The organism is Massilia sp. BAP21 (assembly GCF_057801335.1).
This window is the reverse complement of record NZ_CM173596.1, coordinates 5,638,772-5,655,774: the sequence shown is the minus strand read 5'-3', so window position 1 is coordinate 5,655,774 and position 17,003 is coordinate 5,638,772. Positions and strand designations below refer to the sequence as shown.

Here is a 17,003-nt window from a genome sequence, read left to right as displayed (position 1 = left end):
GAAAGTAGGGTGGGTGCGGTGTTGTATGCGGCTGGCGGCCGTGCCGGGCCAGTCGCGCCATGTGCTCGTGCCACTGGGCTAAGCGCATAGAAACTGTTAAACGGAAAGTATTCAACGATACGCTTGTGCAGGGTCAAGTCAAGTACGCACTGGAAAGTCTTGCAGGATTGAAATAATTTTTATACAGGCGCGCGGAGCTTAGCCCAGGCGGCAAACGCGTGGCGCACGTTTGATTGGGTGCGGTGAACTTGCTGCATGCCTGGTCAATATAAGCGGTGCGCCTGAAATCCTTATCACATGATGGCAGAGCGTCTTCTTGCACGATTGAAATAAGTAATGGACATAACCGTATTACTTGGAGTAAAAATACCAACGTCATCCGTATTTCTTTTATTTAACAAAATTGTGTTGTCGGATGACGACCACGAATTCTCACATTCCATCGCCGCGACTTAATAAAATTGCCATTTTGCATTATGCTGGCGGGCGATTGGATTACCATTGTGATTTCACATTTCAGTCAGAAGCGAGCACACATGGTCGAGACTGCACAACTGGTGCAGCTGATGGAGATACAGGATCCTGGCGTCTGGAGCCAGATCCTGTTCGGGCTGGCACGCCAGCTCGGCTTCGATCAGGTGCTGTATGGCATGGTTGGCTCGCGCCATGCCCAATTCGAGCGCGCTTTTTTGCGTAGCAATTATTCGTCGGCATGGCGAGAACACTACGATGCCGAGCGCCTGGCCTATGTCGACCCGACGGTCGACCATTGCCTGAGCAGCACGCTGCCGATCGTCTGGGAACCCGGCACCTTTGCCGGGAAAGAGGGGCGTGCGCTGTACGAGGAAGCCTGTGCCTACGGGATTCGTACCGGCGTGACGCTGCCGGTGCATGGGCCTAACGGCGAATTCGGCGTGCTCAGCTTCGCATCGGATGCGCCGGCGAACCAGGACTTCACACGCTCGATCGACCATGTGATGCCGACGCTGACCCTGGTGCGCGATTATGCGTTCGCCTCGGCGATCCGCTTCATGAACAACGGCCTCGGCAGCGAGCCGGTGCCACGCCTGACCCGGCGCGAGCTGGAAGTGCTCAACTGGGTCATGGCGGGCAAATCGTCTTGGGAAATTTCAAAGATCACCAATTGTTCCGAGGCGACCGTCAATTTCCACCTGGCCAACGTGCGCCAGAAATTCAACGTCAACACCCGCCAGCAGGCGGTGGTGAAGGCGATTGCGCTCGGGCTGATCAGCCCTGAAGATCGCCATCGTTGAGCTTGCCGTTGACGTAGAGCTTCAGCAGGATCGCCACCGGGGCCGGAATCGCCAGCCCCGTCTCGAAGCGGCTGCCGCTCGACTGGGTCACGCCGAAGCGGCCCCAGAACTTTTCCTGGCTTTCGCGCTTGCTGATGCGGAACTGGCGCAGGTCCACGTGCGCCGCGCGCGGGGGCTGGTGCAGGGCTGGCTGCAGCTGCGGGCGGGCCAGCATGGTTTCGCTTACGAAGTCGTTCGGCATGATGCGGTCTCCTGGTTGTTCGGTAGCAAAACCTTAGTATTCCACTCCCGTTCCCCATAGCCCACCTAGCAGAGCTGCTAGTTCCCATGCTGCCCATATTGCATGACTCTTTATGCGCTTCGCATACTTTTTCATTCACGACACAGGGAGAACAACATGGTACTGCAGATCAATATCGCAGCACGGCGCGAATTCAAATCCCGCGATCTGTGGGAAATGCACACGCTTCGCGCAAAAGTGTTCCAGGGCCGGCTGGGCTGGGAAGTGCCGGTGCTCTCGGGAATGGAGATCGACGGCTACGACGCCCTGGAACCGCACTACATGATGATGCGCGAGCCGGGCGGCGGCGTGCTGCGCGGCTGCTGGCGCATCCTGCCGACCGAAGGCCCCTACATGCTGAAGGACTCCTTCGCCCAGCTGCTGCACGGCCAGCCGGCGCCGTGCGACGAACACATCTGGGAACTGTCGCGCTTCGCCATCGAAACCGAGGGCTGTAGCCACTTCGGCTTCTCGGAAATCACGATGGAGTCGATCGCCGCGATCATCCGCTACGGGCACGAGCAGGGAATCGAGCGCTACGTGACGGTGACCACCACGGCAATCGAACGGCTGCTGCGCAGGGCCGGCGTGGTGACCGAGCGCCTCGGGCCGCCGCTGGTGATCGGGGTCGAGACGGCGGTGGCGCTGTATGTGGATATCGAGCCGACGTGCAGGGTGTTGTTCGATCGGCGGTTGGCGAGTTGAGGGGCGCCATGCGCGTCGTGATGACGTTATCGAGGCCCGCAGCACGAACGTAGGGTGGGCACTCCGTGCCCACGCGGTACGCACGTATCCGCAGTCAGCGGCGGGGAGGTGTCGCCCGCAAGGCATGCGATGGCCGCGGGCCGTTGTCGAGCGATTCGAGCGACACGTCGCCGCCAACGCAAAATGGAGGCGCACGTACCGCGTGGGCACGGGGTGCCCACCCTACGATATCCACCGTCAACGAAAAAAAGCGCCGCGAGGAGCGGCGCTTCTTCGTCTTATTTCAACTGCTTGAGCAGGAACGAATACGTCAACGCCCACATGCGCGCCGCCTGCGCATTGTTGGCCGCGCCGCCATGTCCGCCCTCGGTATTCTCCCAGTACAGGATGTCATGCCCCTGTTCCTGCATCAGCGCCGCCATCTTGCGTGCGTGGCCCGGGTGCACGCGGTCGTCGCGGGTCGAGGTGGTGAACAGCACGCGCGGGTAGTGCTTGTCCTTGAACACGTTCTGGTAAGGCGAATACTTCGAGATATATTCCCACTGCTTAGGATCGTCCGGGTCGCCGTACTCCCCCATCCATGAGGCGCCGGCCAGCAGCTTGTGGTAGCGCGCCATGTCGAGCAGCGGCACCTGGCACACCACGGCGTTGAACAGGTCCGGGCGCTGCACCAGCGTGGCGCCAACCAGCAGGCCGCCGTTGCTGCCGCCCATGATGCCGAGGTGGCGCGGGCTGGTGACCTTGCGCGCGATGAGGTCCTGGGCCACGGCGATGAAATCGTCGTAGGCCTTTTGCCGGTTTTCCTTCAGCGCCGCCTGGTGCCAGCGCGGGCCGAATTCGCCGCCGCCGCGGATGTTCGCCAGCACGTACACGCCGCCCTGCTCGAGCCAGGCGTTGCCGATCAAGCCGCTGTACGACGGCTTGAGCGAGACCTCGAAGCCGCCGTAGCCGTACAGGACGGTCGGGTTCTTGCCGTCCATTTTCGCCTTGCGGTCCATGACCACGAAGTAGGGCACCAGGGTGCCGTCCTTCGACTTCGCCTCGTGCTGCGTCACCGTATAGGGCTTGCTGTCGAAGTAAGCCGGCATGGCCTTCACGCGCTCGCGCGCATCGGCGCCGGCTTCGCCCAGGTAGAGCGTGGTCGGGTTCAGGAAGTCGGTCACGGTCAGGAAATACTGGTCGGACCCGATGTGATCCAGCGCCGACACGCCCAGGGTGCCGATGCCGGGCGCAGCGACGTCGCGGCGCTGCCAGGCGTTGCCGACGCGGCGCAGTTCGACCACGCGGTTCTTGACCTTGTCGAGCACCGTCAGCAGCAGCGCGTTCTTCGTGACCGCCACGCCGTCGAGCGAGGTGGTGGCGCTCGGCGTGAACAGCGCCTCGAAATCGCGCTCGCCGCGCATGAAGCGGTCGAAGTTCATGGCCAGCAGGCTGCCCTGCGGCCAGGTGCGCCCGCCGGTCGTCCAGTCGGAACGCAGTTCGACCAGCATCTGGTCGCGCACCGCATAGGCGTTCGCGTCGAGCGGCTTGTCGACCTTGACCAGCTTGCCGGCATCAACCAGGAACAGTTCCGAGGTATAGAAGTCGATCTGGCGCGAGACGAAGTCGCGCTCGTAGCCGGGCGTCAGGTCGCGGCTGGCCGAGGCCGACAAGTCGGTGGCGCCGGCCTCGTACACGGTGCGCGCGCTGGCCAGGGGCTGGCCGCGCTTCCACTCCTTGACGATGCGCGGATAGCCCGAGGTGGTCATCGTGTCCTTGCCGAAGTCGGTGCCGACGAAGACCGTGTCCTGGTCGATCCAGGCGATGCTGCTCTTCGCTTCCGGCAGCGCGAAGCCGTTCGCCACGAACGCGCGCGTCTTCAGGTCGAACTCGCGCACCACCTGGGCGTCGCCGCCGCCGCGCGAGAGCGACACCAGGCAGCGGTCGCCGCGCGGCTCGAGGCAGGAGGCGCCGGCCCAGACCCAGTTCTCGTTCTCGCTGCGGGCGAGGGCGTCGAGGTCGATCACGGTTTCCCAGTTCGGGGCTTCCTTGCGGTATTCAAGCAGGGTGGTGCGGCGCCAGATGCCGCGCACGTGCTGGGCGTCGCGCCAGAAGTTGTACAGGTAGTCGCCGTGCTTGCTGGCGTAGGGAATGCGCTCCCTGGCGTCGAGGATGGTCTGCAGGCGCGCGCGCAGTGCCTCGTGGGCCGCGCCGCCGAGTTCGCGCTCGGCCACCGCGTTGTGCTCGCGCACCCAGGCCAGCGGCTTGTCGCCGGCCACGTCTTCCAGCCACAGGTGCGGGTCGGCCGCACCCGATGCCGGCGCGGGTGCCGATGCCGATGCCGGCGCGTCGCCCGCGCTTGCCAGTCCTGCGCCCAATCCTGCCGCCAATCCGATCACTACTTTCGCTGCCATTTTTCGCATGTTCGTGTATTTACTGTCGAGCGCCCCCCGGCGCACTGATCGCGTATATTACCAATGAATTATCGTACCCATCAGTAAGCGACCTGGCAGGGCAATGCGATGAATCTTTCGATCCCCCGCAGCATCGGCGCCGCCTTTGGTGCGCGCGGCACCACCCGCATCGTGTCGTGGGCGGCGGGAGCATGGCTGGCGCTGCTGGTCGGCGCGCTGCTGCACATGGGCGCCAGCCGCAACGTCGAGGAAGAAGCGCGGCGCCGTTTCGAGAACCGCGCGCACGCCGCCCAGGAGCGCCTGGCCAATTCCATCAAGTCGTATTCCGAGGTCACGCGCGCGCTGGCGGCCCTGTTCTCGTCGAGCAAAACGCCGGTCACGCGCCTGCAGTTCCACCGCTACGTGGCGCTGCTCGACGTGCGCGCCAACTACCCGGCCATCGATGCCGTCTCGTTTTCCCAGGAAGTGAAGGACGCCGAACGCGACAGCTTCGTCGCCGCCGTGCGCGCCGACCGTACGCTGGAACCCGGCGGCTACCCGGAATTCGACATCCGCCCGGCGGGCCGGCGTGCCAGCTACAACGTGCTGACCTACATCGAGCCGCCCGAGATGCTGCCCGAGAAGCTGGGCGTCGACCTGAGCGCCGCCCGCCCGGTGGCCGAGGCCATGGCGCGGGCGCGCGACAGCGGCGGCATGAGCGCCTCGGGCCACCCGATCCAGGTGGCGCTGCCGGCGCCGCACATCGCGCTCGGCATGCGCGCCCCGGTCTACCTGGCCGATGCCGCCCCGACCGACGTGGCGGGCCGGCGCGCCGCCTATGCCGGCGCGGTGGGCGTGGCATTCTCGGTGCAGGCCATGGTCGAGCGCGCGCTCTCCGGCCAGCAGGGGCCGGCCCTGACGCTGTCGCTGTTCGCGGCCAGCCAGGGCAGCGGGGCCGACAAGGCCGCGCAGAGCCCGCGGCTGGCGCTGGCGCCCGACGACCGCCTGCTGTCGGGCGACGCCGGTGTGCGCACGGCGCGGCGCGACGACACGCGCTTCGCTACCGTGCTGCCGGTCGACTTCAGCGGCTCGCTCTGGAAGGCCCACTTCAGCGCGCGCAAGAGCGAGCTGTATTCGCCTTTCGACCGCTGGTTCCCCTGGCTGGCGCTGGCCGGCGGCTTCCTCGGGACCCTGCTGGTGTACAGCCTGTTCCTGTCGCTGTACTGGTCGCGCCGCGGCGCGATCGACCAGCGCACCCTGCTCGACACCGTGCTCAACAACCTCGACGCCTACGTCTACATGAAGGACCGCGACCGCCGTTACCGCTACGTGAACGCGAAGATGGCGCTGGCCCTGGGCAAGCCGGCCGAGGACATCGTCGGGCGCCCCGACCGCGAGGTGATGTCCGTGGCCCAGGCCGACGCCGCCTGGCAGCGCGAGCGCAACGTCTTCGACGGCACCCGGCGCGCCAGCCAGGTCGGCGTCGAGCTGCCCGACGGCGCCACCCTGCAGCTGTGGGAAGTGAAGGTGCCGGTGCGCCTGGAGGGCGATGTCAGCGGAGTGCTGTGCGTGGCCACCGACGTCACCGAGCTGCACCAGCTGAAGGCCCAGGCCGACGCCGCCAACCAGGCGAAGAGCGACTTCCTGTCGAACATGAGCCACGAAATCCGCACGCCGATGAACAGCATCATCGGCATGACCCATCTGGCACTGAAAAATGCACCCGACCCCAGGCAGCGCGACTACCTGGAAAAAATCTACCACTCGGGCCAGCACCTGCTGGGCATCATCAACCACATCCTCGACTTTTCCAAGATCGAGGCAGGGCGCCTGGAGCTCGAGCAGCTCGAATTTCGCCTCGACACCCTGATGCAGGGCCTGGAAACCCAGCTCGGCGAAGCGGCAGCCGCCAGGGGCCTGCGCCTGGAATTCGACATCGCGCCGGAACTGGCGCGGCCCCTGCGCGGCGACCCGCTGCGCCTGGAGCAGGTGCTGCTCAACTTCGCCGGCAACGCCATCAAGTTTTCCGAGCGCGGCAGCGTCGTGATCCGCGCCCGCTCGCTGAACGCCTTCGGCCACGAGACCCTGGTGCGCTTCGAGGTCGAGGACAGCGGCATCGGCATCGCGCCCGAGGAATTGGGACGGCTGTTCACGTCCTTCCACCAGGCCGACCCCTCGACCACGCGGCGCTACGGCGGCACCGGCCTGGGCCTGGTGATCAGCAAGCAGCTGGCCGAGGCCATGGGCGGCGAGGTCGGCGTCGAGAGCGTGCCGGGGCGCGGCAGCACCTTCTGGTTCACGGCGCGCCTGGGCCGCGACGAGCAGCCGCGCCGGCGCGTGGAGCAGGCGGCGCCGAGCGCGCCGGCGCGCCTGGACGGGCGCAGCATCCTGCTGGTCGAGGACAACGTATTCTCCCAGCAGGTCGGGCGCGAGCTGCTGGGCGAGGCCGGCGCCACGGTGGTGGTGGCGAACAACGGCGCCGAGGCCCTGGTGCAGATGTACCGCCAGATGTTCGACTGCGTGCTGATGGACGTGCAGATGCCGGTGATGGACGGCTTCGAGGCCACGCGCCGCATCCGCGCCGACCCGCGCCTGGCCGACACCGTGGTGATCGCCATGACCGCGAACGCCGGCGTCGAGGACCAGGCGCGCTGCATGGCGGTCGGCATGAACGACTTCCTCACCAAGCCGGTGGCGCCCGAACACCTGGCGGCGACCATTGCGCGCGCGATCCGGCGCGGCGCGGCGGCGCAGGCGGCCGTCACGGTGCCGGATGCCCGTACGCCGGACGCCCGTATGCCGGACGCCTATATGCCGGACGCCCCTGCGCCGGATGCCCGTATGCCGGACGCCCCTATGCCGGACGCCCGTGCTCCCGAGACCGCGCCGCGCAGCGAGGGGAAGAACGCCGGCGGCGCCGCGCCCCTGCTGGACATCGCCGTGCTCGCCGCCACCTTCGGCGACAACCCGGAAAAGCTGCGTAAATATGCCTTCATGTTCCTCGACAGCGCGCGCGAAGGCCTGGCCGAGATCGACATCGCGCTGGCGTCGGGCGACCTGGAACGCGCCGGCGCGGTGGCGCACCGCCTGAAGTCGTCGGCAAGGGCGGTGGGCGCGATGGCCTTCGGCGAGGTCTGCGCCGAGCTCGAACAGCAGCACGCGCGCGGCGCCGTGGCCCAGGCGCGTGCCCTCGGGGCCCGCCTGCGCAGCCTGTTTGCACGGCTGGAGCGCCAGGTCGCGGCGGAACTTGGCGCGCGCGCGACGGATCATCGCTGAAGCACCGGCCGCCTTCCGCCGGCGGGGCAAAAAGAGTATGCTGTGGCGCCGAACTGCCCAAGCATACTGCGCCCACTTTCACCATGTCCTCGACTATCACGCCCGGCCTGCTGATCCTGCACGGCAACCAGATGGAAATGCTGCGCGAAGCCGTCTTCGACTGGCTGCGCACGCACCCGCTTGGGCCGCTGGAACAGGAAACGATCCTGGTGCAGTCGAACGGTTTCGCCGAGTGGCTCAAGATTGCCCTGGCCCAGGACCTGGGCGTGTGCGCCGCCACGCGCGTGGCGCTGCCGGCGCGCTTCCTGTGGGAAGCCTACCGCGCCACCCTGGGCCGCGAGCGCGTGCCCACCCGTTCCCCGTTCGACAAGGACCCGCTTACCTGGCGCCTGATGCGTCTCTTGCCGACGCTGCTGAAGGAACCCGTGTTCGCGCCGCTCACCCACTTCCTGGGCGACGGTTGCCCCGAGCGGCGCCTGCAGCTGGCCGAGCGCCTGGCCGATCTGTACGACCAGTACCAGGTGTACCGCGCCGACTGGCTGACGGACTGGGAAATCGGCCGCGACCAGTTGCGCCGCGCAGGCGGCGACCCGGTGCCCCTTAGCGCCGACCAGTGCTGGCAGGCGCGCCTGTGGCGCGCGGTGCACGAGAGCGTGCCGGCCATGCAGCGCGGCACCGGGCGCGCCGCCATCCACGAAGTCTTCGTTTCCGCGATCCTCTCGGGCGACCAGCCGAAGCACCGCCTGCCGCGCCGCGTGGTGCTGTTCGGGATGTCGGCCCTGCCGTACCAGACGCTGCAGGCGATCGCCGCGCTGTCGCGCCACACCCAGGTGCTGCTGGCGGTGCCAAACCCTTGCCAGTTCTACTGGGGCGACATCATCGAGGGCCGCGAACTGCTGAAGGCGGCCCATAAGCGCCATCCGGAACGCGGCGGTATCGACCTGGCTTCACTCCCCATCGAGGAACTGCACGCGCACAGCCACCCGCTGCTGGCGAGCTGGGGCCGGCAGGGGCGCGACTTCGTGCGCATGCTCGACGAATTTGACAACGAGGAAGGGCGCCCCGAAACCGCCGGCATGACCAAGCTGCGCATCGACCTGTTCTCCGACGGCCAGGGCGAGACCCTGCTGCAGCAGGTGCAGGCGGCCGTGCGCGACCTGTTGCCGCTATCCGAGCACCCGCAGATGCCGCCCGAGCCTGAAGACCGTTCGATCGAGTTACACGTTACCCACAGCACCCAGCGCGAAGTCGAAGTGCTGCACGACCAGCTGCTGGCGATGTTCGCCCGGGATGGCACGCTGCGCCCGCGCGACGTGGTGGTGATGGTGCCCGACATCGACACCTTCTCGCCGGCGATCCACGCCGTGTTCGACCAGCACCGCAGGAGCGACCCGCGCTACATCCCCTTCGAGATCGGCGACACGCGCGACCGCAGCGTCAATCCGCTGCTGGTCGCCCTCGAGTGGCTGCTGCGCCTGCCGCAGCAGCGCTGCCGCCAGAGCGAAGTACGCGATTTGCTCGACGTGCCGGCCGTGGCCACCCGCTTCGGTCTGCATGAAGACGATTTGCCCACGCTCGGCCACTGGATCGAAGGCGCCGGCGTGCGCTGGGGCCTGGACGGCGAACACCGTGCCGGCCTGGGCCTGGGCGCCGCCGGCGAACAGAATGCCTGGATCTTCGGCGTGCGGCGCATGCTGCTCGGTTACGCCAGCGGCGCCGGCCAACGCTACGGCGACATCGAGCCCTACGCCGAAGTCGGCGGCCTGGACGCCGCCCTGGCCGGTTCGCTGGCCCAGCTGGTCGAAAGCCTGCTGGACTGGCGCGCGCGCCTGGCCCAGCCGCGCACCCCTACGGAGTGGGGCGCGGAGGCGCGCGAGCTGCTGTCCACCTTCTTCGACGGCCGCGAGGAAGGCGACCGCCTGACCCTGTCGCAATTGAACGAGGGCCTGCAATGCTGGCTCGAAATGGCGGAGGCGGGCGGCTTCGACGAGCCGGTGCCGCTGGCCGTGCTGCGCGAAGCCTGGCTGAGCCAGATCGACCAGCCGACCCTGAACCACCAGTTCGTCTCGGGCGGCGTGACCTTCTGCACCCTGATGCCGATGCGCGCCGTGCCTTTCCGCGTGGTGTGCCTGCTCGGCCTGAACGACGGCGACTTCCCGCGCCGCGCGCCGCAGGCCGACTTCGATTTGCTGGCGCTGCCCGGCATGCACCGCCCCGGCGACCGCTCGCGCCGCGACGACGACCGCTACCTGATGCTCGAAGCCCTGCTGGCCGCGCGCGACAAGCTGTACATCAGCTGGGTCGGCCGCAACGTGCGCGACAACAGCGAGCAGCCGCCGTCGGTGCTGGTGTCGCAGCTGCGCGATTACCTGAAGCTGGGCTGGCACCTGGACCTGCACGACATCACCGTGGAGCACGCGCTGCAGCCCTTCAGCCGCCGCTACTTCGAGGAAGGCGGCCTGCTGACCTATGCACGCGAATGGCGCGCGGCGCACGGCGCGCAGGAAGGCGGCGCGGCCGGCGATTTGCCGCCGTATGAACTCGATTCCGAGTTCCGCCTGAAACTGTCGGACCTGGCCAGCTTCCTGAAGCAGCCGGCGCGCTACTTCTTCCGGCGCCGCCTGGGCGTGATGTTCGGCGAGGCCGAGGTGATCGGCGAGGACGAGGAACCGTTCGCCCTCGATGCCCTCGAACGCTACTTTTTGGAAGACAGCCTGCTCGACGACGCCGGCAAGCCCGAGGAACTCGACGAAGTGCGCACCACGCTCGACGCGCGCGCCGAACGCCTGGCGCGCGAAGGCGTGCTGCCGATCGGCCTGCTGGGCCGCCAGTGGCAGGAGCAATTGGTCGAAGGCCTGGTGCCGGTACGAAGCGCCTGGCTGCGCCTCGGCGCGCGCTTCCCGCAGGCGGCGCCCAAGCTGGCGGTGAGCCTGGAGCTTGGCGGCCTGCTGCTCGACGACTGGATCGACCGCCTGCGCAGCAATGGCGAGCAAACCGCCTGGCTGATGCAGATTTCCTCGAAGGTGCTCGACAAGACCGGCAAGCCGCGCGGCGACAAGCTGATCGTGCCCTGGCTGCGCCAGCTGGCCGCCGGCGCAGCCGCTGCGGCAGATTCGACGCCCATCACCGGCTACCTGGTCGCGCGCGACGCGGTGGTCACCATGGCGCCGATCGACAGCGCCGCCGCCCGCGACGAGCTGGCGAACCTGGCGCGCCTGTGGCGCCGCAACCTCGACGCGCCGCTGCCGCTGGCCTGCAAGACCGCGCTGGCGCAGGTACAGGATGGCGACGCGCGCGCCGTGTACGAAGGCGGCTTCGAGGTCTCGGGCGAAGTGGCCGACCCGTGTCTGGCGCGCCTCTGGCCCGATTTCGCGCACCTGAGCGCAAGCGGCAACTGGCCCGCCTTGGCCGACGAAGTGTATGGAGGACTGGCGCGCTGGCTGGAGGGCGTGGACATCACCAAGCTCGATGGAGAAGAAGCATGAGCCAGCTGCTCGACCCCCTGGCATTCCCGCTGCATGGCTCGCGCCTGATCGAGGCCAGCGCCGGCACCGGCAAGACCTGGACCATCGCCGCGCTCTACCTGCGCCTGGTGCTGGGCCATGGCGGCGACGCGGCTTTTGTGCGCCCGCTGCTGCCCTCGGACATCCTGGTGATGACCTTTACCCGCGCCGCCACGCGCGAACTGTCGAACCGCGTGCGCGAGCGCCTGGTCCAGGCCGCGGCTTACTTCCGCGGCGAACTGGGGCACGACGATCCGGCGCGCAAGGACCCTTATTTGCAGGACCTGGCTGCGAGCTACGCCGACGACAGCGCGCGCGTCGTCGCCGCCCACCGCCTGGTGCTGGCCGCCGAAACCATGGACGAAGCGGCGATCTTTACCATCGACGCCTGGTGCCAGCGCATGCTGCGCGAACACGCCTTCGATAGCGGCAGTTTATTCGACGAAGAATTGGTGAGCGACGAGCGCGCCCTGTTCGAAGATGCCGCCCACGATTACTGGCGCCAGCACGTCTACCCTTTGAGCAGCCACGCGCTGGCCGCCGTGATCGACACCTGGCGCGACGTCGAGGCATTGAAAGGCGCGGTGCGCGACCTGGTTGGCCGCACGGCGGTGCTGGGTGCGCCCGACCCCGAGCCGCTGGCCGCCCTGGTGGCGCGCGTGCAGCGCAGCCAGCAGGCGGAACTCGCCCGCCTGAAAAAAGGCTGGACCGAGCGCGCCGACGAGATGGAACGCTGGATCGCCGGCCAGCGCGACCTGAACCCCAAGTGCTTCAACGGCAACAAGATGCGCGCCGATTCGCTGGTCAAGTGGTTCGACGCCCTGCGCGCCTGGGCCGCCGACCCGGCCATGCTGGCACCAGACGCCGCCAAATTCAGCGACACCGCCTGGAAGCGCCTCACGCCGCACGGCATCGAGGACGCCTTCAGCAAGGGATTCAGCGCCGAGGTCCCGGGCTGCTTCGACGGCACCGAAGCACTGCGCGCGGCGCTCGACGCGATCGACCCGCTGGCCCACGCGCTGCTGCGCCACGCCGCCGGCCACATCGCCGCGCGCATGGCCGAACTCAAGCAGCGCACGCGCCAGTTCGGCTTTGCCGACATGCTGGTGCGCCTGAAGGATGCGCTCGAAGGACCGAACGGCGAGGCCCTGCGCCGCCGCATCGTCACCCAGTACCCGGTGGCGCTGATCGACGAATTCCAGGACACCTCGCCCGACCAGTACCGCATCTTCGACCTGCTGTACCGCGTGGCCGCGAACGACCCGGAGCAGGGCCTGTTCCTGATCGGCGACCCCAAGCAGTCGATCTACGGCTTTCGCGGCGCCGACATCCACAGCTATTTGTCGGCGCGCCGCGCCACCGCGGGCCGGCACTACCAGCTCGGCACCAACTACCGTTCCACCGCCGCGCTGGTGCAGGCGGTGAACCGCGTGTTCGAGTACGCGGAGCGGGACCCGTCGCATCCGGGCCATGCCAGCGGCGCCTTCCGCTTCCGCAAGGGCGAGGAAAATCCGCTGCCGTTCGAGCCGGTCGAAGCGGCCGGCGGCAAGGCCGAGCTGGTCGGCGTCGACGGACCCTACCAGGCGCTGACCATGAGCGCCAGCGCGCGCGAAGACATGAAGGCGGACGAATACCGCGCATTTTTCGCTCACCACTGCGCCGAACACATCGTCAAGCTGCTGAACGACGAGGCGGTTGGTTTCAGGGAAGGGAGCACGTTCACGCGCCTGATGCCGGCCGATATCGCCATCCTGGTGCGCGACCGGCGCGAAGCCGCGGCCATCCGCCAGGCCCTGATGCGGCGCCGCGTGGCCAGCGTCTACCTGTCCGACAAGGACTCGGTGGTCGAAAGCGAAGAAGCGCAGGACGTGCTGCGCTGGCTGCACGCGGTGGCCAATCCGCTCGACGGCGCCCTGGCGCGCGCGGCGCTGGCCACGCGCACGGCCGGGCTGCCGCTGGCCGAACTGGCGCTGCTCTCCAGCGACGAAACGGCGTGGGAAACCCGCGTCGAGCAGCTGAAGAACCTGCACAACTGCTGGCAGCGCCAGGGCGTGCTGGCCATGCTGCGCCGCTTCATCCACGAACTCGGCCTGCCGGCACGCCTGCTGCGCGAACCCGGCGGCGAACGGCGCCTGACCAATCTGCTGCACCTGGCCGAGCTGCTGCAGGAAGCCTCAGGCCAGCTCGATGGCGAGCAGGCCCTGATCCGCTGGTTCGCCGAGCAGGTGGAAGGCCTGGGCGAGGGCGGCGACGAGCGCGTGCTGCGCCTGGAAAGCGACGCCGAGCTGGTGAAGGTGATCACGGTGCACAAGTCGAAGGGCCTGGAGTACCCACTGGTCTACCTGCCGTTCGCCGTCACCGCGCGCAAGACCGAGCGCCGCAACCGCACCTTCTTCGACTATGTGGACGAGGAGGGCGGGCGCAAAATCGACCTGGCCCTGTCGGATGCGGCGCTGGAAGCGGTGGACCGCGCGCGCCTGGAAGAAGACCTGCGCCTGCTGTACGTGGCGCTGACCCGCGCGCGCCACTTCCTGTGGCTCGGCGTGGCGGCCGTTGCCGCCGGCAGGAAGGGCGAGAACCGCCTGCACGAGTCGGCGCTCGGCTACCTGCTCAGCGGCGGCAACGCGGTTGCGGTGCCGCACCTGGCCGAGCACCTGGAACGCCTGCGCGGCGAATGCAGCGGCATCGAACTGCATACCCTGGAAGACGACCTGGACGGCTGCACCATGCTCGAGCGCGTGGAAACGCGCGCGCCGCTAATCGAGCCGGCGCCGTTCGACGCCCGCTTCGAGCGCAACTGGGCGGTCGGCTCGTTTACCTCGATCACGCGCCACACCACGGCGCCGCCGCAGCGCGCGGCCGAGGAAACCCTGCTCGAAGAAGAGGAAGTGGCGGTGGCCGCCCCGCGTGGCGAGGACGCCCCCTGGCACCGCTTCCCGCGCGGCTCGGTGCCGGGCAACTTCCTGCACGAGCAACTGGAATGGATGGCCCAGGAAGGCTTCGCCGTCGACGACCCGGGCTTCGAATCGCGCCTGGTCCAGCGCATACAGCGCGCCGGCTGGGGCAACCGCCTCGACGACGCCCTGGCCTGGCTGCGCATGATCGCCACCACGCGCCTGCCGCCGTTCGGCGCCAGCCTGGCCGAGATCGAGGCGCCGCTGCCGGAGATGGAGTTCTGGTTCCCGAGCGAGGAGCTGGCCATCGGCGAACTCGATCGCCTGTGCCGGCGCCGCCTGCTCGGCAACGTCGCGCGCCCGACCCTGCCCGAGCGCGCCCTGCACGGCATGCTGAAGGGCTTTGCCGACCTGGTGTTCGAGCACGAGGGCCGCTACTGGGTGCTCGACTACAAGTCGAACGCGCTCGGCACGAGCGACGCCGCCTATACCAAACGCGCGATGGAAGAGGGCATGGCCGGCCACCGCTACGACATCCAGGGCGCGATCTACATGCTGGCCCTGCACCGTTTGCTGAAAAGCCGCCTCGGCGACCACTACGACCCGTCCGAACAACTGGGCGGCGCCGTGTTCCTGTTCCTGCGCGGGATCGCCAACACCGCGACCCACGGCTGCTATGTGCTGGAGCCGGACCTAGTGCTGCTCGACGGCCTGGACCGCCTGCTTGCGAATGGAAGTTTCGAATGACAGAAGAAGAAAAAATCGGCGCCCTGTGGCTGGAAGTGGCGCGCCTGACCGAGGCCGGCGAACTGCGCCGCCTGTCGGGCGCCTTTGCGCGCTTTGTTGCCTCGCTGGGGCGCGCATCGACAGGTGCTTCGCCGGCGATGCTGCTGGCCGCCACCGTGCTGTCCGAACTCGAAGGACGCGGCCACAGCTGCCTGCAACTGAGCGACCTGGCCGGTGACCCGGCCAGCCTGCTCGGCTGGACCGGGGAGCAGTGGCAGGGCCTGGCCGCCACCGTGGCGCCGCTGCCGAAGACCGCCAGGGCCTGGGCCAGCCAGATCGCGGCCTGCGAACAGGTGTGGAAGGTGGGCGACCTCGATTACGGCGAGCCGCTGGTGTTCGACGGCGAGCGCCTGTACCTGCGCCGCTATTGGCGCGACGAGACCGTGGTCGCGGCCAGCATCCGCGCCCGCGCCGCCGGCACCCGGTCGGTGGACACGGCCAAGGTCCATTCCTGGCTCGATTTGCTGTTTTTCTCGCAGCGCGCCAGCGAACAGCCGAACTGGCAAAAGCTGGCCTGCGCCGTGGCCCTGCGCGGCTCGGTGGCGATCATCACCGGCGGCCCCGGCACAGGTAAGACCTACACGGTGGCGCGCCTGCTGGCGCTGCTGTTCGCCACCGCCCCGGATGCCGCGCGCCAGCGCATCGCCCTGGCTGCGCCGACCGGCAAGGCCGCCGCGCGCCTGAAACAGTCGATCGACAAGGCCTTGAGCGAGCTGGCCGAACGCGTGGGCGAAGCGCTGCCGCTGCGCCAGTTGACCGAGCGCATGGGCGCCGCCCGCACCCTGCACAGTTTGCTCGGTGCGCGGCCCGACACCCGCTCGTTCGCCCACCACGCCGGCAATCCGCTCGACGTCGACGTGCTGATCGTCGACGAAGCCTCGATGGTGCACCTGGAGATGATGGCCAGCCTGCTCGATGCGCTGCCGCCCGGCGCCATGCTGGTGCTGTTGGGCGACAAGGATCAGCTGGCCTCGGTGGAAGCCGGCGCCGTGCTCGGCGACCTGTGCCACGACGCCCAGCGCGGCGGCTACAGCGCCGAGACTGCGGACTACGTGCACCGCGCCAGCGGCGAGGAGCTGCCGGCCGAATTCCTCGGCCACGCCGGCCCGCTGGCCCAGCAGACCGTGATGCTGCGCCACAGCCGCCGCTTCGGCGGACCGATCGGGCAACTGGCGCTGGCCGTGAACGCCGGCGACGCCGAGGGCGCGGAAGCCGTGCTGCGCGGCGCCGATGCGGCCCAGGTGCGCTGGATCGAGCGCGCGCACCAGCACCACGTGGTCAACCTGGCGCTCGAGGGCTACCAGCCCTACCTGGAGCTGCTGGTGGACCGCCCCGAGGGCAGCGCCCACGAGGACTGGGTGCGTGCGGTGCTGGGGCGCTTCGAGGCCTTCCGCATCCTGTGCGCCGTGCGCGAAGGCGAGTGGGGCGTATCGGGTTTGAACACCGCCATCGAACAGCGCCTGGAAGCGGCGGGCCTGCTGCGCCGCGGTGGCGAATGGTATGTCGGGCGGCCGGTGATGGTGACGCGTAACGACTACGGCACCGGCGTATTCAATGGCGACATCGGCCTGACCCTGAGCGACCCGGCCCGGCCGGGATCCTTGCGCGTGTACTTCATGGAAGGCGACGCCGTGCGCTCGGTGCTGGCCACGCGCCTGCGCAACGTCGAGACGGCGTTCGCGATGACAGTGCACAAGTCGCAGGGTTCGGAATTCCGGCACACGGTGCTGGTGCTGCCCGAGGACCGGCACGGCATCCTGACGCGCGAGCTGGTCTACACCGGGATCACGCGTGCGAGTGCGGAGTTCACGCTGGTGTCGCCGGCAGGGTCGGTGCTGGCGGAGGCGGTGGCGCGCAGGACGCACCGTGCGAGTGGATTGCGTGCCCTGCTTGGCGGCTGAGCGCCGCCAGGT

General features: G+C 68.3%; 8 protein-coding genes. 6 read left to right on the top strand and 2 right to left on the bottom strand.

Annotated elements, in window-relative coordinates; all coding sequences use genetic code 11:
• The first annotated feature begins 476 nt into the window (after nucleotides 1-476).
• Nucleotides 477-1,274 (top strand): autoinducer binding domain-containing protein, encoded by a 798-nt coding sequence (locus ACWYRN_RS24630; RefSeq protein ID WP_488690416.1) that lies wholly within the window; start codon nucleotides 477-479, stop codon nucleotides 1,272-1,274.
• Here the strand turns inward: ACWYRN_RS24630 and ACWYRN_RS24625 are convergent.
• Nucleotides 1,249-1,515: a helix-turn-helix domain-containing protein gene (locus ACWYRN_RS24625; protein WP_488690415.1), complete on the bottom strand. Its 267-nt coding sequence runs from the start codon at nucleotides 1,513-1,515 to the stop codon at nucleotides 1,249-1,251. The two genes, ACWYRN_RS24630 and ACWYRN_RS24625, sit on opposite strands and share 26 nt — an antisense overlap.
• Before the next feature lie 156 nt (nucleotides 1,516-1,671).
• Here ACWYRN_RS24625 and ACWYRN_RS24620 point away from each other — a divergent pair, with 156 nt between their 5' ends.
• Nucleotides 1,672-2,259, top strand: coding sequence for an acyl-homoserine-lactone synthase (locus ACWYRN_RS24620; protein ID WP_488690414.1), 588 nt, complete (start codon nucleotides 1,672-1,674; stop codon nucleotides 2,257-2,259).
• A gap of 278 nt (nucleotides 2,260-2,537) precedes the next feature.
• On the opposite strand, the gene ACWYRN_RS24615 is transcribed toward ACWYRN_RS24620, so the two are convergent.
• A complete protein-coding gene (locus ACWYRN_RS24615; RefSeq protein ID WP_488690413.1) occupies nucleotides 2,538-4,652 on the bottom strand; it encodes a prolyl oligopeptidase family serine peptidase in 2,115 nt (704 codons plus the stop codon).
• Between the two features lie 108 nt (nucleotides 4,653-4,760).
• Between ACWYRN_RS24615 and ACWYRN_RS24610 the strand changes: the two genes are divergently transcribed.
• From ACWYRN_RS24610 to recD, 4 genes are all read left to right on the top strand, one after another.
• Nucleotides 4,761-7,907 carry a CHASE domain-containing protein gene (locus ACWYRN_RS24610; RefSeq protein WP_488690412.1) on the top strand — a complete coding sequence of 1,049 codons (3,147 nt, stop codon included), beginning with the start codon at nucleotides 4,761-4,763 and terminating at the stop codon, nucleotides 7,905-7,907.
• An 83-nt stretch (nucleotides 7,908-7,990) separates the two neighbouring features.
• Nucleotides 7,991-11,392: an exodeoxyribonuclease V subunit gamma gene (gene recC, locus ACWYRN_RS24605; protein ID WP_488690411.1), complete on the top strand. Its 3,402-nt coding sequence runs from the start codon at nucleotides 7,991-7,993 to the stop codon at nucleotides 11,390-11,392.
• The gene (gene recB / locus ACWYRN_RS24600) at nucleotides 11,389-15,051 is read left to right on the top strand and encodes an exodeoxyribonuclease V subunit beta (RefSeq protein WP_488690410.1); all 3,663 of its coding nucleotides are present in this window, start codon (nucleotides 11,389-11,391) and stop codon (nucleotides 15,049-15,051) included. Before recC ends, recB begins: the two co-directional genes overlap by 4 nt.
• Nucleotides 15,048-16,991, top strand: coding sequence for an exodeoxyribonuclease V subunit alpha (recD, locus tag ACWYRN_RS24595; RefSeq protein WP_488690409.1), 1,944 nt, complete (start codon nucleotides 15,048-15,050; stop codon nucleotides 16,989-16,991). Before recB ends, recD begins: the two co-directional genes overlap by 4 nt.
• The last annotated feature ends 12 nt before the right edge of the window (nucleotides 16,992-17,003 follow it).

Bases quoted from the DNA above. Each gene is read 5' to 3' on its own strand.
- ACWYRN_RS24630 (WP_488690416.1), top strand. From the start codon at position 477: ATGCTGGCGGGCGATTGGATTACCATTGTGATTTCACATTTCAGTCAG.
- ACWYRN_RS24625 (WP_488690415.1), bottom strand. From the start codon at position 1,515: ATGCCGAACGACTTCGTAAGCGAAACCATGCTGGCCCGCCCGCAGCTG.
- ACWYRN_RS24620 (WP_488690414.1), top strand. From the start codon at position 1,672: ATGGTACTGCAGATCAATATCGCAGCACGGCGCGAATTCAAATCCCGC.
- ACWYRN_RS24615 (WP_488690413.1), bottom strand. From the start codon at position 4,652: ATGGCAGCGAAAGTAGTGATCGGATTGGCGGCAGGATTGGGCGCAGGA.
- ACWYRN_RS24610 (WP_488690412.1), top strand. From the start codon at position 4,761: ATGAATCTTTCGATCCCCCGCAGCATCGGCGCCGCCTTTGGTGCGCGC.
- recC (WP_488690411.1), top strand. From the start codon at position 7,991: ATGTCCTCGACTATCACGCCCGGCCTGCTGATCCTGCACGGCAACCAG.
- recB (WP_488690410.1), top strand. From the start codon at position 11,389: ATGAGCCAGCTGCTCGACCCCCTGGCATTCCCGCTGCATGGCTCGCGC.
- recD (WP_488690409.1), top strand. From the start codon at position 15,048: ATGACAGAAGAAGAAAAAATCGGCGCCCTGTGGCTGGAAGTGGCGCGC.